Raw genomic sequence first — 21,190 nt, 5'->3', positions numbered from 1 at the left:
GACGCCAACCCCGTTTTCGCCTCGCTTTGGACGTAAAGCGCTTTCACTATAGAGAAATGACGATCATACCGATTCACTAGATAGCGGAGGTGCGGCTTGTGAGCACGGGTAAGGGCTGGGTACTTGGACTGATTTTGGTCGGACTATTGGGGGCGTCCGGGCTGGCCGGTTATTATCTGGGCCCGACGCTTGGCTTTGCAGCAGGTCCGGATGACGCTGCGGATATCCGTTCATCCAAAAATCCGGACGTCGAAATCACGACGCCTGCGGACTCTGGTGTGACTGGAGATCGTTCGGTAAACACCCCCGTATCCGATGTGCTGCTTTATCGTGGTCTCGATACGCGACGGAATGATGGCGTGCCAAAAGCCTGCTTCCGGTTTTCGGAGGCGCTCGATGCGGATGGCGTGATCGATGACCGGGCCTTTGTCCGGATCGAACCGGATCAGCCCATCTCCCTGCAGGTCGACGGCTCGACGCTGTGCGTCCTCGGACTGGACGAGACTCAGACATCGACAGTGACGATCCGGGCCGGCTTTTCCGCCACGAACGATGCCCAGCTGCGCGCCGATCTGACCGAGACCGTCAGTTTCGATCCCAAACCGGCCATGGTCGGCTTTGTCGGCGACGGGATCATCCTGCCCCGCCAAAATGATTCCGTTCTCGGCATCAGGGCGATGAACAGCGATCAGGTGCAGCTGACGCTGTACCGAGTCAATCACCGGGCGCTGTTCGATCAGAGCCCGGAAATCGGTGAAACCAGCATCGAAGGTGACTGGTCCTGGAACTCAGCCGCTTGGTCGACGCGGGTCGAAATACACAGCGAGACTCTGGATATGTCCGGAGCCGTCAATGAAATTGTCGAAGCTGGCTACGCCATGGAATCGATCGTCTCCGAACACGGACCTGGCGCCTATGTCGTTCAGCTGGATCAGCAATCCGGTGATGATAACCGCCGCAATGCGTCGTCCTGGCGATGGCTCTATGTCACCGATCTGGCGATCGCCTCCTACCGGAGCGCGGACTCGCTGCATGTCACTGTCCGGTCGATCACTTCGGCAAGGACTGTGGGCGACGTCAAACTGACACTGATCGCGCGCAATAATGATGTGCTGGCCGAAGCGCGGACGGACGCCACAGGACGCGCGAAATTTCCGGGCGAAGCCTTGCGCGGGGCAGGGAATATGGCACCGAAAATGCTTCTGGCCTATGCGGGCAATGATGACTTCGCAGCGCTGGATCTGGCGCGAAGCCCACTTGATCTGACGGCCTATGACGTCACCGGGCGAGAGGCGACCGGTCCCGTCGACGCCTGGCTCTATACGGAGCGCGGGGTCTATCGGCCTGGAGAGACGGTCAATCTGACTGCTTTGATCCGCGACGGTGCTACGCAGGCGGCTTTCGATCGGGACGGTCTGCTAATCGTGCGTCAGCCGGACGGCACGGAGTGGCTGGAACGACGTATCAGCCCCACCGATATGGCGGGTGCGATGATCGAAACGATCCGCATTCCCCGCGACGCACCGCGCGGTCGCTGGACGGCTATCGTGCAGCTGGACGGGCTGGACAAGGTCGGCACTGTTCGGTTTGCCGTCGAGGATTTCATTCCGGAACAGCTGCGCCTCGATCTGCGCGCAGACAAGGCACCGCTCCGGCCGGGCGAGGCGCGAGAACTGACCGTGGCTGCTGATTTTCTCTATGGCGCAAAAGGTCGGGATCTGGACGCGGAAGCAGAAGTGCGCATCAGTGTCGACCCCGACCCCTTCCCGCAATGGGACGGTTACCAGTTCGGCGATGCGGTCGAAACCTACCGCGAGCAGTTTCTGCGGCTGGGTGACGGCCGGACGGATGCTGACGGGCTTTATACAGCGTCCATCGATCTGGCGGGGGACGAATATCGCTCCCGTTCGCCCTTGCGGGCCTTCGTGACGGCCGGGATCGCAGAACCTGGTGGACGATATGTTCGGGACAGCCTGTTCCTGCCGCTACGCAGCGAAGACGTCTATGTCGGCTTCAATCCACTCTTCGATGGCGGTTATGCCAAGCGCAACACCCCTGCCGAGATCGATCTGATCGCCGTGAACGCCACTGGCGACGTGGTGGCTGCGGATGCGACAATCGCTCTGATCCGCGAAGATTACGATTATCACTGGTACCGGGAAGATGGCCGTTGGCGCTATCGTCGTGACCGCCGCGATTTCGTCCTGGAGGAAGCAAAGGTCAGCCTGGGCGCGGATAGGCCATACCGTTTTGCGCAAGCCTTGCCTTACGGACAATACCGTTTGCAGGTGACAACCTCTGAAGGGGCGCGCTTTTCCTATCAGTTCGGCTCGGGCTGGCGTCGCAGTGGCGGCGAAACCGCCGCGCCGGACCGGATCGATATGGGGCTGAGTCAGTCGGATGTCCGCCCCGGCGATACGGTGGTGCTGAGCGTCAATTCACCCTTTGGCGGCGTAGGCGAACTGGTTGTCGCCGACCGCGATGTGCGCACGGTGCAAACGGTCCGCATCGATGCGGGCGAGTCGCAGATCCGCTTGCCGATCGACCGGGACTGGACGACCGATCTCTACGCCATGCTGACCGTCTATACGCCGGGCGAAGACGCGCAGCCCCGCCGGGCTGTCGGGTTGGTTCACATTCCGGCCGATCGCAGCGATCAGCGCCTGAGCGTAACCCTGGATACTCCGGAGAGGATCGCGCCGCGACAGATGCAGGACATTGTTGTGCAGGTTGCCGGTCTGGACGGGGAGGAGGCCTTTCTGACACTGGCTGCCGTCGATAGCGGGATCCTGCAGATCACGGACTTCACGCCTCCCGATCCGGAAGGACACTTTTTCGGCAAGCTGGCCTTTCCGATCGATGTGTTCGACGATTATGCGCGCATGCTGGCGCCGTTTTCAGGTGCGGACCGCGTCGGCGGGGACAGTTTGGGCGGGGCTGGCCTCTCTGTTGTGCCGACACAGATCGTCAGCCTGTTTCACGGCCCGGTCAGGGTCCGCAACGGACGGGCGACCATCCCGCTCGATATACCGGACTTTCAGGGGGAGCTGACGATCATGAGCGTCGTCTGGTCTGAGACGAAGATCGGCAGCGCAGCGTCGCGTATGGTCGTTCGCGATCCGGTCACGGCACAGCTGGCCCTGCCACGCTTCCTCGCGCCGGGCGACAATGCTGTGGCAACCGTCGCGCTGGACAATATTGATGGCGCAGACGGGGATTATGTCGTCACCGTGTCCCGGGATGACGATTTGGTCGATGAGCTCACCGTGCCTCTGACCAGAGGGCAGCGCCGTGAAGGCGGGGTGAACATTCAGGGCGGCGATCGCGGTGTTTCCACCTTCAATCTGTCAACGACCGGGCCAGACTTTGACGTGACGCGCAATTACCAGATCGAAACGCGTGCAGCGACTTTGCCGGAGACCCGCACCCGCTTCATCCAGATCGATCCGGGGCAATCTCTGTCACTTGACCTGACAGCGGATCGTAGCGGTTTTCGACAGGGGCAGACGGACACACTGATTTCGGCCTCATTCTCGCCGGGGCTGAGCCCGCAACCTTTGCTCGCTTCGCTGCAGCGCTATCCATATGGCTGCTCGGAGCAGACCACGAGCGTGGCCATGCCGCTGCTATTGTCCGAAAGTCTGGGCCGCTTGCCGGACTTTTCTGATGCGCAACGACGCGCCTCCATTCAGTCTGCCGTGGAAACCCTGCTGAGCCGACAAAGCCAGAACGGAACGTTCGGGCTGTGGCGGCGCGATGACGGGGCCGCCAGTCCCTACCTCCAGCTCTATATCAGCGATTTCATTCTCCAGGCTGATGCTGACGGGTTCGACATCGCGCCCAGCGCCCGCGAACGGACGCTCGATGCCGTGCGGCAGCTCGCTCAGCTTGACGGGTCATCCTCCTTGTCACTCGATTATAATTTTGGCTTGGATTCCGAGGCTCCGGATTATGCGCTCAGGACGGCGGAACGGGCTGCCTATGCGTTTGCGCTACTCGCGCGTCATGACCGGGTCAAGAAAACGGAACTGCTCTATCTGGACCGTCGTTTCGGCGACCGGTTCCGCAGTTCCGCCGCGCAGTCGCATCTGGGTTACGCGTTGGCAGCCATGGGCGCGGACGAGCGCGCGAATGCGGCTTTCCAGCGCGCCGCGGATCGGCTGAACGACGACCCGGTCAGCTATTACGATACGGATATTCGCAATGCGGCCATGTTGCTCGCCCTGTCGGACGACCTCTCCGAATCCGCTCTGACGGATGCCATGCTGACCCTGCAGACCGACAGCCCGGAGCAGTTGAACACCCATGAGAAAGCCTGGGTGCTGCGGGCACTGGCAGGACGCCGAACCAGCGGTGTTCCCTTTGTCCAGCAGAAGGATTGGACGGCCTCTGGCATGACAGCGACGCGCTCCGTTCCGAGCGATCAATCCGTCATCAGCATAGGCAATGACGAGAGTGCTCCCGTCTGGCTGCAAGTGTCCGTCACAGGCTTGCCGGACGGGCCGATGCAGGCGCGCGCGCAAAGTGCCGAACTCCAGAAGTCGCTTTTTGCCATGAATGGACAGCGCCTGTCGGGCGCGTCCGTTTCGCGCGGAGAGCGAATGGTGGTTCTGCTCGAAGCCAGCGGAACGAGTCGGGGATCGGCCATGTGGGTCCTGGCCGATCTTCTACCGGCAGGGTTTGAAATCGAAACCGTCCTGAATGCAGACGATGCGGGGGACACCGGACCGTTTGGCTGGCTCGGCGTGCTATCGTCGGTCGACATGACGGAAGCCCGCGATGACCGGTTCGTTGCGTCCTGGCGCACGGATACGCGCTGGGACGAACCGGCGCGGCGTCTGGCCTATGTGCTGCGGGCGACGACGCAGGGGGATTTCGCCCTTCCGGGCGCGCATCTGGAAGATATGTACCGCCCCAGCCGCATGGCATCGACGGCGGGTGGCCGCATAGCCGTGACTCCGCCGCCAACCCTGTGATCAGACGCCGCACCATAGCCGCGATCGCCTGCGCCGTACTGGCGCTAGGCTGGCTGGCGTCCCCGGTCCTGCCCGAGGATGCCGACAGCGTATCGTCCGTTCTGCAGGCGCGGGACGGGACGGTGCTGCACATGGCGTCTGTCGATGATGGGCGCATTCGACTGCCGGTCGATCTGGCGGCGGTCGATCCCGCATTCATTGCGGCTCTGATCGCGATCGAGGATCGGCGCTTTCATCGGCATGTCGGCGTGGATGTGCTGGCGATCGGGCGGGCTCTGCGCAGCAATCTGAGCGCCGGGGAGATCGTGTCAGGCGCATCGACCATTACCCAGCAGCTGGGACGCCAATACAGGCCGCGACCGCGAACCGTCCCCACCAAGATGATCGAGGCGCTGGAAGCCGTCCGGCTTGATCTGCGCATGGGTAAGCGCGAGCAGTTGGAGCGTTATCTGACGCGGATTTCCTACGGATCCAACATTGAAGGGATCGAAGCGGCAAGCCGGATCTGGTTGGGCAAGTCGGCGCGGTATCTGACGGTTGACGAGATCGCTTTGCTGCTCGCCTTGCCGCAGTCGCCGGAAGCCAGACGGCCCGACCGCAATCCCGTGGCCGCCAAGGCGGGACGCGACCGGATCATCGACAGAATGCTGGATGCGGATCTGATCGACCCTGACATGGCGACAGCGGCCAAGTTGCAACCCGTTCCCACGGCCAGACAGGCCCTGCCGGATCGGGATATTCTCGCCCATCAGACCTTCGGCGACGGGATCAGTACGCTGGACCCGGATGAGCAGGCGCGCGCAACGCGTCTTCTGGCCGCCTGGACGACCAGACAGGCCGTCCCCGTCAATGCTGCCGCTCTGATCGTTCATGCCCCGAGTCGTGAGGTGAGAGCGCTTGTCGGGACGGGCGCGCGGCATCATGCAGGGGGCTGGATCGACATGACGGACCGGGTCCGCTCGCCTGGCTCAACTCTGAAGCCATTCATCTATGCCATGGCCCGCGATGACGGTACGCTCGATCTGCAGAGCGATGTGCGCGATGCGCCAACCCGGTTCGGTTCCTATCGTCCGGAGAATTTCACGCGGCGCTATCATGGTCAGGTTACGATCCGTGAAGCGCTTCAGCATTCGCTGAATGTCCCGGCCGTGATGGCGCTTCATGCCGTCGGGGCTGATCGGTTCCGCGCCGCCATGTCGGCTGCGGGGCCGCAGGCGCGAGGACGGATCGGCGATGCACAGGGAGACGGCCTCGCCCTGGCGCTCGGTGGAACGGGATTGTCGGCGCGCGATCTGGTCGTGCTCTATACGGCCTTGGCCAATGGTGGGGAGGCGGGACCTCTCCGATGGACGCCCGACGCGCCGGAGGGGGATCGCTATAGACTGGTTTCAGAGGCAACCGCCGCCGCGATCGTCGACGCCTTGCGGGACGCGCCCGTGCCGAAAGGCTTTGCCAACATGCAGGGTGTCGGACGTGTCGCCTACAAGACCGGGACCTCCTACGGCTTCCGGGATAGCTGGGCAGCAGGTCTTGCGGGTGATTACGTCATTATCGTCTGGACCGGTCGCCCTGACGGTGCGCCGCGTCCGGGACAGACAGGGCGCGCGTCGGCAGCGCCCTTGCTGTTCGATCTTGCAGCGCCGTTCCTGGACGATGACAGTTCACAGCGCGTGACGGAGGCGCCCGAGGCCTTGTCTACTCTGCCGTCAGAGACGGATAGGGGGCCTGTCATTCTGTTCCCGGCAGACGGGACGGACGTTCTGGCTAGCGATCGCGGCCTGTCGATCGCTGTCGACAGCGACGAGCCCGTGACACTCTTCGTTTCCGGTCAGGCCGTGCGCAAAGAGGCGGGACTGGCGGTCTGGACCCCCCGCAATGCCGGTTTCTATAAAATCAGTGCGGTTGATCGTCTGGGGCGTTCAGCGAATGCCAATATCCGCGTCGTGACGCGTGACCAGATCGTCGACGCGCCGCCGCAATTCCGCTAATTCATCGGCAAACCAGTCATGCGTTTTGATCCAGGCATTATTGCGCCATGACGGATGGGGCAGGGGCATGATGCGGGGGCCGTAGTGGCGCCAGTTTCGGACGGTCTCGGTCAGCGTTCGCTCGGCGGTCGGGCCCAGATAATGTTTCACGGCATAAAGCCCGACCAGCAGGATCAACTCCACATTCTGGAGCTTTGCATCCAGCCTGGCCTGCCATAGCGGGGCGCATTCAGGGCGCGGCGGAAGGTCACCGCCTTTCGCGTCCTGACCCGGAAAGCAGAAGCCCATCGGCGTGATCGCAAAATTGTCAGTGTCATAGAAAGTCGCCGGATTGACCCCCAGCCAGTCCCGCAAGCGCCGCCCGCTCGGATCGTTGAACGGCAGGGAACTGGCATGCGCGAGCGTTCCCGGAGCCTGGCTGATGATGCGTATTTTCGCGTGTTCGCTGGCGCGCAGGATCGGGTTTGGCGTCACTGGCAGGGGCGGTGTCGAATGGGCGCACACGTCGCAGGCGCGAATGGTCTGAACCAGGGACTGCAGTGACGACATGGAAGGTTCCTTTCGGGTGACGGCATGGCCCAAGGGGCATAGCTTTCCACCATGATGACAAGATAATAGGTGAAGTCCCGGTTTGTTGCCTTATTCAGGGTTCACGATTCAGGATTTAATATTCAGGGTTCACGCCTTGGCCGCTTGGTCGAGACTGCGATATTGGAGCTGCAACATGACTCAGACGATGAAAGCCCTCGTCAAGGCCAAAGCGGAAAAAGGCCTCTGGATGCAGGACGTGCCTGTGCCGGAGATCGCGCCCAATGAAGTCCTGATCCGGATTGAGCGCACAGCGATCTGCGGCACGGACATGCATATCTACAAGTGGGACGACTGGGCACAGAACAACGTCCCCGTTCCGATGGTGGTCGGCCACGAATATGGCGGAACCGTCGCCGCTGTCGGGAGCACCGTCACGCGGGTCAAGATCGGCGAACGTGTCAGCGGCGAAGGCCATGTCGTCGGGCGGAAGTCCCGCAACGCACGGGCCGGCAAGTTTCATCTCGATCCGGACACGAAAGGCATCGGTGTCAATCTGCCGGGCGCTTTCGCCGAATATCTGGCTTTACCGGAATTCAACGTGATCCCGCTGGGCGATGATTTCGATATCGAAGTGGCTGCGATTCTCGATCCGCTGGGCAATGCGGTCCACACGGCTCTCGCCTATGATCTGGTGGGCGAAGATGTCCTGATTACGGGTGCAGGTCCGATCGGCATCATGGCGGCGCGCGTCTGCGAACGCGCCGGCGCACGCCGTGTCGTGCTGACCGACATTAATGACTGGCGGCTGGACTTTGCGAAAACGCTGACGCGGCGAACGACGATGGTCAACACGATGAACCAGGATCTGAAAGCGGTCATGGCTGACATCGGAATGACAGAGGGGTTCGATATCGGTCTGGAGATGAGCGGCGCAAAGCCCGCCTTCGATCAGATGCTCGATACGATGCTGATGGGCGGCAATATTGCCATGCTCGGCATCCCGGCGCAGCCCTATCCGGTCGATCTGGCCAAGATCGTCGGCAAGGCCCTGAACCTGAAAGGCATTTATGGCCGCCAGATGTATGAGACCTGGTACAAGATGCTCGCCATGCTGGATAGCGGTATGGATATGAAGCCGATGATTACGCACCGCTTCGCTGCGCGGGATTTCCAGCAGGCCTTCGATCTGATGGAGACAGGCAAGACCGGAAAGGTCATTTTGGACTGGACGCAGTTGTGAGTGCCCGGACCGTTCCACTGACCGGGTATGAAGCCCTCTCAGAAGACGAAATGGCGATGCGGCTTGAGGCCTTCCGCGCACACATGGCCAAGCGCCGAACGATCCGTGACTTTTCTGATCAGGTCGTGCCGCAACACCTCATCGAAACGGCTATACAGGTCGCTGGAACGGCACCGAGCGGCGCGAACTTCCAGCCTTGGCACTTCGTCGCCATTTCCGACCTGACGACGAAAAAGGCGATCCGCGAAGCGGCAGAAGCCGAAGAGCGCGCCTTTTACGCCGGTCGGGCGTCCGATGAATGGCTGGACGCGCTGGAACCGCTTGGAACAGATGATCACAAGCCGTTTCTGGAAACCGCCCCTTGGCTGATCGCAGTCTTCGCGCAGAAACGCGGCGATCACGGCAAGAACTACTATGTGACGGAATCGGTCGGTCTGGCGACCGGCATGTTGATCACGGCGCTTCATTCGGTCGGGTTAGGAACCTTGACCCACACGCCCGCACCGATGACATTCCTGCGGGAGATTTGCGGTCGGCCCGATACGGAAAAGCCCTTCGTGCTTCTGGTTGTCGGCTACCCGGCGGAGGGCTGCACCGTCCCGGCCCATGCGCTGGAAAAGAAGTCACTAGACGAAATCGCGACATTCAAAACTTAGTTTGATCTATACTCGCCAGATATTCTCATCTCTTCCATGGCGCTGATTGTCGATCTCACAAGTTGTGCAGAGTCCATTCTCTCTTTTGAAGCAAGTCGTTTCTGAATTATGCTAATTGGATAACAGACGATTTGAGGATCCGGGAGACCAACGGCTGTTTCTTCACCATATTTGTCTTCCACTCTCAACCATATGTAGTCGCTTTTCGAGAGAATAAGATCGCCTAAAGCTATGCCTAATGCAGACTGGAATAAAATGTTGCTCGCGGTATTTTCAAGGACATCAGCATAGGCTTGGTCAAAGGCATTCGTCGTAAAATCTGTGGTCGCGTTCATCAATCGCAAAGCCAATTTACGAGACTGATCTAACCCTTCCATCTCAAGTTTGTTGAGATTACGGACATTCATTGTTGATCTCACCTCATGTCCTTAAAGCCCGCTCCAGCACGTCCGGGTCGACGTTTCCGCCCGATAGTATGACGGCCACGCGCTGATAGTGATCTGGCAACCGACCCGTCACGACCGCTGCCATTGCGGCGGCCCCGCCAGGTTCGAGTGTCACATCCAGATGCGTTCTGGCCAGTTTCATTGCGTAAAGACAGTTCTCGTCGGAGACGTCGAAGACGTCCGTGAGCAATTCTGCGTTGATCGGCCAGGTCATCTGCCCAGGCGTCGGAGTCATGATGGCATCACACAGGGTCGGTGGTGCGTCGTCGCGGATCCGCTGTCGCGAACCGCTGCGCAGGCTCATCTGATGGTCATTGTAATGGGTCGGTTCGGACCCGAAGATATGGGTCTCGGGGCTTTCCTGTCCCATGGCGAGGCTGATTCCTGCACAGAGCCCGCCACCACCCATACACGTGACAAGCGCATCGAAATCCAGATCGGAGCGCGCGATCTCCAGCCCGACCGTCCCCTGTCCGGCTATGATGTATGGATCATCGTAGGATGGGACGATGGTGCGCCCGTCTTCCTCTGCGATCTGGGCGGCGATCGCTTCGCGGCTTTCGTTGAGGCGATCATAGCTGACAATGGTCGCCCCATCGCGGCGGACACCGGCGACCTTCACCGCAGGCGCATCCGACGGCATGACGATGATGGCATCGATGCCCAGTTCTTTTGCAGCGCGGGCCACACCTTGCGCGTGATTGCCGGAGGAAAAGGCGACGACGCCGCGTTCGCGTTCAGTGTCCGACATGGCCGCCAAGCGGTTGCGCGCGCCGCGATATTTGAAGGCCCCGACATGTTGCAGGCACTCGGCCTTGAAGTGGATTTCCGCGCCTGCGATCGCGTCAATATCCGGCGAGTGCAACAACGGTGTCTTCACAGCGTGACCGTCGATACGCTCCGCCGCTTTCAACACATCTTCGTAAGATGGGGTGTTCATCGCGCTCTCCGAGTTGACCCATCCGCCCATGTCTGAAAAAGACGCCCACAATCAAGAGAAACATAACCGGGGAACCTGCCAATGCTGGGCCTTATGATGAGCCGCGAGCTCATGATTTCAGATCTGATCGAACATGCCGCGACGGTGCATTCGAAACGCGAGATCATGTCTGTGAACACCGACCTGACCGAGCACCGCTACGGATGGGCGGATTGCGCCGTCCGTGTGCGCAAACTGGCGAATGCGCTGCTCGACGCCGGTGTGAAGATGGGCGACCGCGTCGCCACCATCGCGTGGAACAATTACCGTCACATAGAAATCTACTACGCCGTCAGTTCCATCGGCGCGATCGTGCACACGATCAATCCGCGCCTGAAACCCGAACAGATCGCCTGGATGGTCAATCATGCCGAAGACAAATATGTCATGTTCGATACGACCTTCGCGCCCATCGCCGCCGGCATTCACAAGGTCTGCCCGACAGTCGAACGCTGGGTCAGCCTGACCGATGCGGATCAGAAACCTGACAGCGTGCCCTTCGCAATCGACTATGAAGGCTTCATCGCAGGCGCAGCGGATACGATCGACTGGCCAAGGTTTGACGAAAACACCGCCTGCACCCTCTGCTACACGTCAGGTACGACCGGCGATCCGAAAGGGGTTCTCTACAGTCACCGCTCGACCATCCTGCATGCCATGGCCGGCTGTGCGACGGATGTTATCGGCGGCGGCGGCGCAGACACAATCCTCGGCGTCGTCCCGATGTTCCATGTGTCCGCCTGGGGTCTCGTCTATTCGGCGGCCATGGTCGGGGCGAAACTGGTCATGCCGGGTCCGGCACTGGATGGTCCGAACCTGACACGCGTGATCCTGCAGGAAGGCGTGACGCTGATGGCGGGCGTGCCGACCGTCTGGCTCGGCATTTACAATCACTGCAAGGCGGAAGGCATCAACCTGCCCAAGGTCAAGAAGGCACTGGTCGGTGGTTCGGCACTGCCGGAAAGCCTGCTGCGCGCCTATGAGCTCGATCTCGGTATTCCGATGCAGCAGGGCTGGGGTATGACGGAAACCTCTCCGCTCGGCTCGACCTATGCGCCGCATCCGGACACGGACATGGATGATTACGAAGCGACAGTCCGGCACAAATTGCTGGCTGGCCGCCGTATCTACGGCGTCGAAATGCGTATTGTCGATGATGAAGGCCATGAGTTGCCTGCAGACGGCGAAGCTTCCGGACACCTGCATGTGCGCGGCCCTTGGGTTGCGTCCGGCTATTTCAAGGGTGCCGGTTCCGACGCATTTACGGATGATGGCTGGTTCGCGACAGGCGACGTCGCCGCGCTGCATCCCGAAGGCTATATGGAGATCACGGACCGGTCCAAGGATGTGATCAAATCCGGTGGCGAGTGGGTCTCTTCGATCGAAGTCGAAAATGCTGCCTGTGATCATCCGGATGTGGCCATGGCGGCCTGCATCGGCGTGCGTCACGAAAAGTGGCAGGAACGGCCCATGTTGATTGTTCAGCCCGTGCCCGGCAAGGAGCCGAACAAGGACGAGATCAAATCCTGTATCGCCAATAAATGCGCCAAATGGTGGATGCCTGATGCCATCGTGTTCCAGGACGAACTCCCACTCGGCGCGACAGGCAAGATCCTGAAGCGCGAGTTGAAGGTGCAATATAAGGACTTCGATCTGGAAGGTGCCGACTAGGGCCGTGTTCGAGACGTGATCGTGTCAGCCCTCGCTTCGGCGAGGGCTTTTTTATGCCTTACCCGCGCCGATTTCGAACAATTTTCCACGCTCCGTGATCAGAATAATGGTGAGCGATGTCAGGCCCAGGCCGACGAAGCCGATCAGGATCGGTATAACGGTGCCGTTGAACTGCTGCGCGATGAACAGGCCGATCAGGCTCGCCCCGGTGGAGGTGAAGAAGCCATAAACCGCATTGGCGGTCCCGGCGATATCACCCATCGGTTCGAGCGCCAGGCTGGCGAAGTTCGCGCCCATCATGCCGAAACAGGCAAAACTGACGATGAACAAGGTGTAGAACACCCAGAAATTCTGCCCGATGAACTGCATATAGGCGAGGTTCAGACCAGCCGACAGGATGAAGATGATCACCATGGTATGGCTGATCCGCCGCATGCCGAGCTGTTCGACAACGCGGGAGTTCAGATAGTTCATGACGGCGAGGCCGCCCGCAATGCCGGCGAAATACGCCCAGAACAGGTCGGCGCGGTCAAAGACTTCGTCAAACACCTGCTCGCTGGCAGCAATGAAGGCAAAGAGCGAACCGAAGATCACGCCCGAGGCGCACATATAGCCGAAGCTTGTCCGGTGGCTGAAGACACGGCGAAATCCGTCTACCACATTGGCCAGATTGATCGGACGCGGTTCTTTCATGGTCGCGGGCAATCGGAATGCCGTCCAGAAGAAGACAAGGAAGGCAAACACGCCGAGCATCCCGAATGTCCACGGCCAGCCCATCAAGGCGATAATCAGCGTGCCGATGCCGGGCGCAAGGATCGGAACGACCATGAAAACCGTGAAAACCAAGCTCATGATTCGGGCCATGGCACGGCCAGCGGAGACATCGCGGATGATCGCGCCGGCGCTGACCCGCGTCCCTGAGCAGCTGATGCCCTGCAGCAAACGGAAGAGTAGTAGCATCTCGAAGCTTGGCGCAAACATGCAGGCAATGCCGAAAATGGCATAGCCGACGAGCGAACATTGCAATAGAATCTTGCGACCGTACCGATCAGCAACAGGTCCCCAGATGAGCTGCGGAAAACCAAATCCGAGAACAAATGCGACGACGATCCATTGTTGATCATTCGGATCGGCGATCTGGTAAAAGGTCCCGATCTGCTCCAGCGCGGGCAGCATGATGTCGATGCCCAGGGCCTGCAGCCCAAAGATAGCCGCCATCATGGCCACGAACTCGCGCATGCCGATATTGAGAGTACTCTCAGGGGCTTTGGGATGTGTGGCGGGATCGCTCATTCATGGCGACTAGGCCCGGTGCCGAGGCTTAGCAATTGCAAAATCGCAAGTCAGAGCATCATAAAAGCGGGGCATCACAGCGAAAGAATGGCACGTCTAAACGGCCCGTTAATCATTTCGGGCGAGACACACTTAACTATACGTTGACCATATTGGGTGCTGTCGATGCCGATCACGTTCCAAATGCCGCAATCCGTTGAACTCAAGCCGCGTATCGTCGTCATCGGCGTTGGCGGGGCCGGAGGGAACGCCGTCAACAATATGATCGAGGCCGGCCTGGACGGGGTCGAATTCGTCGTCGCCAATACGGACGCTCAGGCTCTGGCGCTCTCCAAGGCTGATCGTCGGGTGCAGATGGGTTCCGGGATCACCCAGGGTCTGGGTGCCGGTATGCGGCCTGAGGTTGGCGAGCAGTCCGCCGAAGAAAGCCTGGACGAAATTCTGGTGCATCTGGACGGCGCGCACATGCTCTTCGTTGCCGCTGGTATGGGCGGTGGCACCGGGACAGGCGCAGCCCCCGTCATTGCACGTGCAGCCCGCGATCGCGGCATTCTGACCGTCGGCATTGTCACCAAACCCTTCATGTTCGAAGGCTCGCGCCGCATGAAACTGGCGGATCAGGGGATCGAAAATCTCTACGCCTCCGTCGATACGATGATCACCATTCCGAACCAGAACCTGTTCCGTGTTGCGACAGAGCGCACCACAATGGCTGATGCCTTTCAGCTGGCCGACGAAGTGCTTTATTCCGGTGTTCGCGGTGTGACCGACCTCATGGTCGTGCCCGGCCTGATCAATCTCGATTTCAACGATGTCCGCACGGTTATGGACGAAATGGGCAAGGCCATGATGGGGACGGGCGAAGCGACCGGCGAATCACGCGCCGTCGAAGCCGCACAGAAGGCCATTAACAATCCGCTGCTCGATGACGTGTCGCTCAAGGGCGCGAAAGGTGTTCTGATCAATATTACGGGCGGTGACGACCTCACGCTTTACGAAGTGGACGAAGCTGCGCAGATGATTCGCAACGAAGTCGACGAAGATGCCAATATCATCGTCGGCTCGGCGCTGGATGCGGCGCTGGACGGTGTCGTGCGCGTGTCCGTCGTCGCGACGGGTGTGGATGCTGCGATCCGGGCTGAATCGCCGGGCCGCTTCACCGAAGCGCCTGTTGCCGAACCGGCCCCGATCGTCGAACTGGGTGCACACGAAAAGGCCGAGGCCGAAGCCCGCGCCGCCTACAAGGACTACGGTTTCGAGGACGAAACTGTCGCGGAACCGATCGCAGTCAACGGCCCGCCGCCATTCCAGTCGCGAAACGACACAGCCTATCCGCCACGCGTTCAGGGCGGCAGTGCGCAGCCCGCTCCGACGCCTCCATCGGCAGGCGTGACGCCTGTCGCCGAGGTTCAACCGCAGATCCAGCCAGTCGTACCGATCGCGGCACCCGCCGTGCCGGAAACCCCTGTAGCTGCAGAAACACGGCGTCCCTTCGGTCTCTGGGGACGAAAATCGCGCCGTCCGGTTGCAACGCCGGAGCCGCGCGCCACAGAAACCAAAAGCCGATCAGGCGATCTGTTCGGCGATGACATGGATGACGAGCTTGAAATTCCGAGCTTTCTGAGGCGTCAAAACCGCTAAAGCGCCCCATATTCGCCTGACAGGCGATGGTTTGATTTCGATTCCCCTTTCGGGATAAGTTTTCAACAATTTCAATGACATTGCTTCGTAACATTGCGTCACGGAGCGTTGCTTGTTCTCGCGCGTTACACGCCGTAGCAAACTTGCGAGAACCTCTATGGCCAATGTCAGACGACAATCTACGCTTCGCGCTCCGGCAGTCTGCGCCGGTATTTCGCTTCATGGCGGACAGCAGACGCGATTGGTGATGACGCCTGCTGCGCCCGATACGGGTCTGATGTTCCGTCGCAGCGACATTACGGACCGCGACAATCTGATTCCGGTCACGCCTGAATCCGTTACGGGCGTCCGGAACTGCACGACCATTTCCAATGCAGCCGGAATTGGAGTCTCCACGATCGAACACCTTATCGCCGCTCTATGCGCAGCCGGGGTCGATAATCTTCTGATCGAACTTGATGGGCCTGAACTGCCGGCGCTCGATGGCTCGGCGGAACCCTTTTTGAAACTGATCGAACAGGTCGGCCTTGAGCGTCAGGCGGCGGCTCGTCGTTACGTCCGTATCCTGAAACCGATCGAAGTATCCGACGGCTACGGGTCGGCTCGGATCGAGCCCTGTGATGCGTTCGAGCTGGATGTGACGATCGACTTTGACGATCCGGCCATCGGGCGACAGCGTCTGCAAATCGCACCAGACGTCCGGGCCTTTCGTGAACGACTGGCGTCGGCGCGGACCTTTGCCCGCATGCATGAGGTCGCCGCCCTGCAAGAGGCCGGTCTGTCCAAGGGCGGCTCGCTGGATAATGCGGTCGTGGTCGAAGATGGCGCTGTTCTCAATCCCGGCGGTCTGCGCTTCGATGATGAATTCGTTCGCCACAAGGCTTTGGACCTGATGGGCGACATGTATCTTGGCGGTCCCATTCTGGGCCGGGTCACGACTGTAAAATCGGGTCACGGTCTCAACCATGATCTGCTGACCAAATTGTTCGCGACGGGTGATGCCTGGGATTATGTGTCCTTGCCGGGGACGAAGGCGATTATTGCCATGATGAAGGCCAGATTGCGCGATTTGACCGGGCCGAACTCTGCGATTGCCGTTCCGGCTTAAGATATTCTCACTTTCGTCTATTGAACGCGCCCGCTAAGAGCCAGCGACACACTTTTGTGCGCACGGGATTCCGATGACCTCAACACTTATAAAAGGCCTGCTGGCATTATCGGCCGTCATGGTGCTTTCGGCATGCTCGACCCTTGGTATCGGCGGCGACAGGGGTGAGCGGCTGGCTTATATCGAGCGCCCTGCGGAACTGATCTATAACGAGGCCGTGGAACGACTCGAAAAGGGGCGCTGGGATGAAGCCAAGCTCTTTTTCGAAGAAGTCGAACGTCAGCACCCATTTTCGGAATGGGCGCGTCGGGCGCTGTTGATGAGTTCCTATGCTTCCTATCGGGCTGCTGATTACGAAGACAGTATTGCGACGGCGCAGCGCTATATCGGCCTGCATCCCGGCTCCGATTCTGCGCCTTACGCCTACTATCTGATTGCCATCAATTTCTATGACCAGATCTATGATGTCGGTCGGGATCAGGAAACGACTGTGAATGCGGCCTCCGCTTTGCAGCAGGTTGTCCGTCGCTACCCGGAATCCGATTATGCGCGCGACGCGCGTCTGAAACTGGAACTGACGCAGGACCACTTGGCCGGTAAGGAAATGTCCGTGGGCCGCTTCTATCTGCGCCAGAACCAGCCGCTTGCCGCCATCATACGGTTCAAGAATGTCGTACGCGACTATGATACGACGTCACAGGTGGAAGAGGCCATGCACCGCATGGTCGAGGCCTATGTGACGCTGGGCGTCATCGAAGAGGCCCGCAAAGTGGGCTCCGTACTCGGCTATAACTACCCGCAGAGCGAATGGTACGCAGACAGCTACGCGCTGCTGGCGGAATATGGTGTCGATCTGGACGACGAGATCACCAAACCCCGTGATCGCGGTTATTTTGAGAGGCTCCGCGACCGTCTCTTCTAGAGTGCGTGGAAGGAAAGCTGCTGCATGCTCAACGGCCTGTCTGTCCGCAATGTCGTCCTGATCGAAAGCCTCGATTTGACCTTCGAAGCGGGGCTGACTGCGCTGACGGGTGAAACCGGGGCCGGGAAGTCCATTCTGCTCGACGCATTGGGTATGGCTGCCGGGGCGCGGTCTGATCGCGGTCTGGTCCGGGCCGGAACCGACAAGGCCTCGACGACGGCCAGTTTCACATTGTCCGCAGATCACCCTGTCTGGGGACTCCTGTCCGACAATGACATTGACGGCGATGCGGCAGAGGATTTGCGCCTGAAACGTGTCGTGTCTGCGGATGGCCGTTCACGGGCCTATGTCAATGACCAGCTGGTGGGCGTCAAAGTCCTGTCTCGCATCGGACTGCTGTTGCTGGAAGTCCATGGTCAGCATGACGGACGTGGACTGCTGGATCCGCAGACGCATATGGGGTTGCTCGATATGTTTGGCGGCTATGACGACGTCTTGCTGACCGTGTGGAGCGCGTTTCAGGACCGGCGCGACACCCAGACGAAACTCGACACATTGCTGGCGCGACAAGCCAAGGCCGGGGACGACAGGGACTTTCTCGTCGCGGCCATGGCGGAACTCGACAGGCTCGATCCGCGCGCAGACGAAGAGGATGCGCTGGTCGAGCAGCGCCGCTTTCTGCAAGGGGCTGAAGGGGCGCTGACCGAGCTAACGGCCGCGCAAGATACGCTCGGTGAAGGGGGAGAATTCGAACAGCGTCTGACGCGCGCTTTGAGCGGGATCGAACGCGTGCGGGCGAAGTTTGGCGACGGGGAAGGCCGTGCGGCCACAACACTGCAGGCCGCTGCCGATGGTCTGGAAAGAGCGCTGCTGGAAACCAATGAAGCGCGCGCCGCGGTCGGTCACGCCGCCGAAACATTCGATGTCGAGCCCGGAAAGCTTGAACAGGTCGAGGAGCGTTTGTTCGCCCTGCGGGCGGCGTCGCGAAAATATGGTGTTCCGATCGGGCAGCTCATCGGCAAGCGGGCTGCATTCGCACAGGAACTAAGTGACATCGAAACAGTCGATGCCGATATTCAGGCCGTGAAGGCGGCACGGGACGCTGCGAAGCAGCGTTATGATCAGGCCGCGGGGACATTGACGGCAGCGCGGCAAAAGGCGGCCCATTTGCTGGATAAGGCTGTGGCGACCGAACTGCCGCCCCTGAAGATGGACCGGGCCCGATTTGTCACGGACATTGCGCCAGCCTCGGAAACGGCGGCTGGAATGGATCAGGTTCGTTTCACCGTGTCGACCAATCCGGGCACGCCGCTGGGGCCTCTCGACCGGATTGCATCTGGCGGCGAAATGGCGCGCTTTGCATTGGCGATCAAGGTCGCGCTGGCCGCGCGGACGCAAAGCGTAATGGTCTTTGACGAAGTTGATCAGGGTGTTGGCGGCGCCGTTGCGGCGGCGGTCGGGCGGCGTCTGGCCAAACTGTCCGAAACGGCGCAGGTTTTCGTCGTGACGCATAGTCCTCAGGTCGCAGCAGCAGCTGACCATCAGTTCCGCATCGAAAAGACCTCCGCCGACGCGACGACGACGACGCAAGTCCACGCCATTTCGGAGTCCGAACGCGAAGAAGAGATTGCCCGCATGCTGGCTGGCGCCACGATTACCGATGCGGCCCGGGCGGCGGCGCGGCAATTGATGGACCCGACAGCATGAAGGAAAAGCAGGCCGCCTATGACGATCTGGTCGCCAGGATAAAGGCAGCGGATGCGGCTTATTATCAGGATGATGCCCCGGAGCTGACGGATGCACAGTATGACGCGCTCCGCATGGAACTTCGTGCCTTGGAGGACCTCCATCCCGAACTGATCCATCCGGACAGCCCGACGCAGACGGTTGGATCGACCCCAGCCGGGCGCTTCGGAAAGATCAGTCACGTCGTGCCAATGCTGAGCCTCGACAATGCGTTTACCGATGACGATGTCCATGACTGGGCGAGCCGGGCCCGCCGCTTTCTCGGCCTGCCCGAAACAGAGATCATGGCGTTCACGGCGGAGCCCAAGATCGACGGTCTGTCCGCCGCTATCCGCTATGAAAAAGGGCAACTCGTGCAGGGGGCCACGCGCGGCGACGGCAGGGTCGGCGAGAACGTGACCCGGAACCTCCGCACACTGGACGACATTCCGAAAAAGCTTGAAGGTAAAGGCTGGCCGGACGTTCTGGAGGTGCGCGGCGAAGTCTATATCGAGCATGACGCATTTGCGGCCATGAATGTCCGACAGGAAAAGGCCGGCGACAAACTCTATATGAACCCGCGCAATGCGGCTGCAGGCAGTCTGCGCCAGATCGATCACCGCGTCACGGCAGAGCGCCCGTTGCGCATGTTTGCCTATGCCTGGGGTGAGGTCAGCGAGCCGATCGCCGCGACGCAGTATGATGCGGTTCGGCGACTTCAGGACTGGGGTTTTCAGGTCAACGATCTGACCCGGAAACATCGTCAGCCGGGCGATCTGATACAGCATTACGGATCGATCGAAGCGCAACGCGCGGATCTCGGCTACGATATTGACGGGGTCGTATACAAGGTTGACCGTCTGGATTGGCAGGAACGGCTTGGCTTTGCGGGCCGGGCGCCACGTTGGGCGATCGCGCATAAATTCCCAGCCGAAAAAGCGATCACGACCTTGCTCGGTATCGATATTAACGTTGGCCGCACCGGCGCGCTGGCACCCTTGGCGCGTCTTCAGCCCGTCAATGTCGGTGGCGTGCTTGTCTCCAATGCGACGCTACACAACGAAGACGAGATTGCGCGTCTGGGTGTTAAGCCAGCGGACGTCGTGCGCATTCAGCGGGCCGGCGATGTGATCCCGCAAATCCTTGAAGTCGTCGAGGACGGCGGCGGAGAGCCATTCATCTATCCCAAGGTATGCCCGTCCTGCGGATCGGACGCCATCCGGGCTGTTGATGAGAAAGGGAAGCGCGATGTTGTTCGACGCTGCGTCAATACGCTATCCTGTCCTGCACAAGCCAAGGAATATCTGAAATATTTCGTCTCCCGACCAGCCATGGACATTGACGGACTGGGTGAGCGACAGATCGAGGATTTCTATGAGCGCGGCGATGTGCGCGAGCCTGCGGATATCTTCACGCTGCGGGACCGCAATGACACTTTGAAACTCGAAGCTCGTGAAGGCTTCGGTGAAAAAAGCACGCAGGCCCTGTTCCGGGCGATTGAAGAGCGCCGCACTGTCGCTCTGCCGCGCTTTCTGCGTTCACTCGGGATTCGTCATGTCGGGCAGGGGAATGCGAACCTTCTGGCGCGGCATTTCGGCGATTGGCACTCTCTGTATCAGAGTGCCAAAGCTGGAATTGACGAGATGCTGACGATTGACGGTATCGGTCAGGCGGCAGCCACGGCGCTGTACGATTTCCTGCATGGGGACCAGTCGCGTGACGCGCTTGATCGCCTGCTGGAACAGGTTTCAGTGGAGGATGTCGAAGCCGTCGACACGGGATCGCCTGTCGCCCGGAAGACCGTCGTGTTTACTGGCAAACTGGAACGTTTCACACGCGATGAAGCCAAGGTAAGAGCGCAGGCACTGGGCGCGAAAGTGGCCGGATCCGTCTCTGGCAAGACCGATTATCTGGTCGCAGGTCCCGGTGCGGGCAGCAAGTTGAAAAAAGCCGAAGCGCTCGACGTTGCCGTCCTGACGGAGGATGAGTGGCTGGAACTGATCGGACTGTAGGC

General features: G+C 60.3%; 14 protein-coding genes. 10 read left to right on the top strand and 4 right to left on the bottom strand.

Annotated features, from left to right (window positions below):
• The first annotated feature begins 98 nt into the window (after positions 1–98).
• Entirely contained in the window at positions 99–4,976 is a 4,878-nt protein-coding gene (locus AB6B39_RS10615) for an alpha-2-macroglobulin family protein (protein ID WP_284370567.1), read from the top strand.
• Positions 4,973–6,964: a penicillin-binding protein 1C gene (gene pbpC, locus AB6B39_RS10610; protein WP_284370569.1), complete on the top strand. Its 1,992-nt coding sequence runs from the start codon at positions 4,973–4,975 to the stop codon at positions 6,962–6,964. Before AB6B39_RS10615 ends, pbpC begins: the two co-directional genes overlap by 4 nt.
• Here pbpC and AB6B39_RS10605 read toward each other — a convergent pair.
• The gene (locus AB6B39_RS10605; RefSeq protein WP_284370571.1) at positions 6,896–7,513 is read right to left on the bottom strand and encodes a uracil-DNA glycosylase family protein; all 618 of its coding nucleotides are present in this window, start codon (positions 7,511–7,513) and stop codon (positions 6,896–6,898) included. The genes pbpC and AB6B39_RS10605 overlap by 69 nt on opposite strands.
• A gap of 187 nt (positions 7,514–7,700) precedes the next feature.
• Between AB6B39_RS10605 and tdh the strand changes: the two genes are divergently transcribed.
• Both tdh and AB6B39_RS10595 read left to right on the top strand, forming a co-directional pair.
• On the top strand, positions 7,701–8,735 hold the full coding sequence (tdh, locus tag AB6B39_RS10600; protein WP_348520161.1) for an L-threonine 3-dehydrogenase: 1,035 nt from the start codon (positions 7,701–7,703) through the stop codon (positions 8,733–8,735).
• A gap of 50 nt (positions 8,736–8,785) precedes the next feature.
• A complete protein-coding gene (locus AB6B39_RS10595) occupies positions 8,786–9,391 on the top strand; it encodes a nitroreductase family protein (protein WP_348520162.1) in 606 nt (201 codons plus the stop codon).
• Here AB6B39_RS10595 and AB6B39_RS10590 read toward each other — a convergent pair.
• Positions 9,388–9,798, bottom strand: coding sequence for a DUF3806 domain-containing protein (locus AB6B39_RS10590; RefSeq protein WP_284370577.1), 411 nt, complete (start codon positions 9,796–9,798; stop codon positions 9,388–9,390). The two genes, AB6B39_RS10595 and AB6B39_RS10590, sit on opposite strands and share 4 nt — an antisense overlap.
• 13 nt (positions 9,799–9,811) lie before the next feature.
• Entirely contained in the window at positions 9,812–10,777 is a 966-nt protein-coding gene (locus AB6B39_RS10585) for a threonine/serine dehydratase (RefSeq protein WP_371398563.1), read from the bottom strand.
• An 81-nt stretch (positions 10,778–10,858) separates the two neighbouring features.
• Here AB6B39_RS10585 and AB6B39_RS10580 point away from each other — a divergent pair, with 81 nt between their 5' ends.
• Positions 10,859–12,487, top strand: a complete 1,629-nt coding sequence (locus AB6B39_RS10580; protein ID WP_284370581.1) for a long-chain-fatty-acid--CoA ligase — start codon at positions 10,859–10,861, stop codon at positions 12,485–12,487.
• 51 nt (positions 12,488–12,538) lie between these two features.
• Here the strand turns inward: AB6B39_RS10580 and AB6B39_RS10575 are convergent, their stop codons facing one another.
• On the bottom strand, positions 12,539–13,780 hold the full coding sequence (locus tag AB6B39_RS10575; RefSeq protein WP_284370583.1) for a multidrug effflux MFS transporter: 1,242 nt from the start codon (positions 13,778–13,780) through the stop codon (positions 12,539–12,541).
• Positions 13,781–13,945: 165 nt separating this feature from the next.
• On the opposite strand from AB6B39_RS10575, the gene ftsZ reads away from it, so the two are divergent.
• The 5 genes from ftsZ (at position 13,946) to ligA (ending at position 21,188) form a co-directional block, all read left to right on the top strand.
• The gene (gene ftsZ, locus AB6B39_RS10570) at positions 13,946–15,421 is read left to right on the top strand and encodes a cell division protein FtsZ (protein ID WP_284370585.1); all 1,476 of its coding nucleotides are present in this window, start codon (positions 13,946–13,948) and stop codon (positions 15,419–15,421) included.
• A gap of 157 nt (positions 15,422–15,578) precedes the next feature.
• Positions 15,579–16,529 carry a UDP-3-O-acyl-N-acetylglucosamine deacetylase gene (lpxC, locus tag AB6B39_RS10565; protein ID WP_284370587.1) on the top strand — a complete coding sequence of 317 codons (951 nt, stop codon included), beginning with the start codon at positions 15,579–15,581 and terminating at the stop codon, positions 16,527–16,529.
• A 73-nt stretch (positions 16,530–16,602) separates the two neighbouring features.
• Positions 16,603–17,451 (top strand): outer membrane protein assembly factor BamD, encoded by an 849-nt coding sequence (locus AB6B39_RS10560; RefSeq protein WP_284370589.1) that lies wholly within the window; start codon positions 16,603–16,605, stop codon positions 17,449–17,451.
• Positions 17,452–17,475: 24 nt separating this feature from the next.
• Entirely contained in the window at positions 17,476–19,158 is a 1,683-nt protein-coding gene (recN, locus tag AB6B39_RS10555) for a DNA repair protein RecN (RefSeq protein ID WP_284370591.1), read from the top strand.
• A complete protein-coding gene (gene ligA, locus AB6B39_RS10550; protein WP_284370592.1) occupies positions 19,155–21,188 on the top strand; it encodes an NAD-dependent DNA ligase LigA in 2,034 nt (677 codons plus the stop codon). Before recN ends, ligA begins: the two co-directional genes overlap by 4 nt.
• Positions 21,189–21,190: the final 2 nt, after the last annotated feature.

Origin of the sequence: Algimonas porphyrae, from assembly GCF_041429795.1 — a bacterium.
Classification (GTDB): domain Bacteria; phylum Pseudomonadota; class Alphaproteobacteria; order Caulobacterales; family Maricaulaceae; genus Litorimonas; species Litorimonas porphyrae.
The sequence above is the reverse complement of the archived record's forward strand: the minus strand, read 5'-3'. Positions and strand labels throughout refer to the sequence as shown.

Coding starts and splice junctions, on each gene's coding strand:
- recN (WP_284370591.1), top strand. CDS start 17,476: ATGCTCAACGGCCTGTCTGTCCGCAATGTCGTCCTGATCGAAAGCCTC.
- ftsZ (WP_284370585.1), top strand. CDS start 13,946: ATGCCGATCACGTTCCAAATGCCGCAATCCGTTGAACTCAAGCCGCGT.
- lpxC (WP_284370587.1), top strand. CDS start 15,579: ATGGCCAATGTCAGACGACAATCTACGCTTCGCGCTCCGGCAGTCTGC.
- ligA (WP_284370592.1), top strand. CDS start 19,155: ATGAAGGAAAAGCAGGCCGCCTATGACGATCTGGTCGCCAGGATAAAG.
- AB6B39_RS10590 (WP_284370577.1), bottom strand. CDS start 9,798: ATGAATGTCCGTAATCTCAACAAACTTGAGATGGAAGGGTTAGATCAG.
- tdh (WP_348520161.1), top strand. CDS start 7,701: ATGAAAGCCCTCGTCAAGGCCAAAGCGGAAAAAGGCCTCTGGATGCAG.
- AB6B39_RS10605 (WP_284370571.1), bottom strand. CDS start 7,513: ATGTCGTCACTGCAGTCCCTGGTTCAGACCATTCGCGCCTGCGACGTG.
- AB6B39_RS10580 (WP_284370581.1), top strand. CDS start 10,859: ATGCTGGGCCTTATGATGAGCCGCGAGCTCATGATTTCAGATCTGATC.
- AB6B39_RS10575 (WP_284370583.1), bottom strand. CDS start 13,780: ATGAGCGATCCCGCCACACATCCCAAAGCCCCTGAGAGTACTCTCAAT.
- AB6B39_RS10560 (WP_284370589.1), top strand. CDS start 16,603: ATGACCTCAACACTTATAAAAGGCCTGCTGGCATTATCGGCCGTCATG.
- AB6B39_RS10585 (WP_371398563.1), bottom strand. CDS start 10,777: ATGAACACCCCATCTTACGAAGATGTGTTGAAAGCGGCGGAGCGTATC.
- AB6B39_RS10595 (WP_348520162.1), top strand. CDS start 8,786: ATGGCGATGCGGCTTGAGGCCTTCCGCGCACACATGGCCAAGCGCCGA.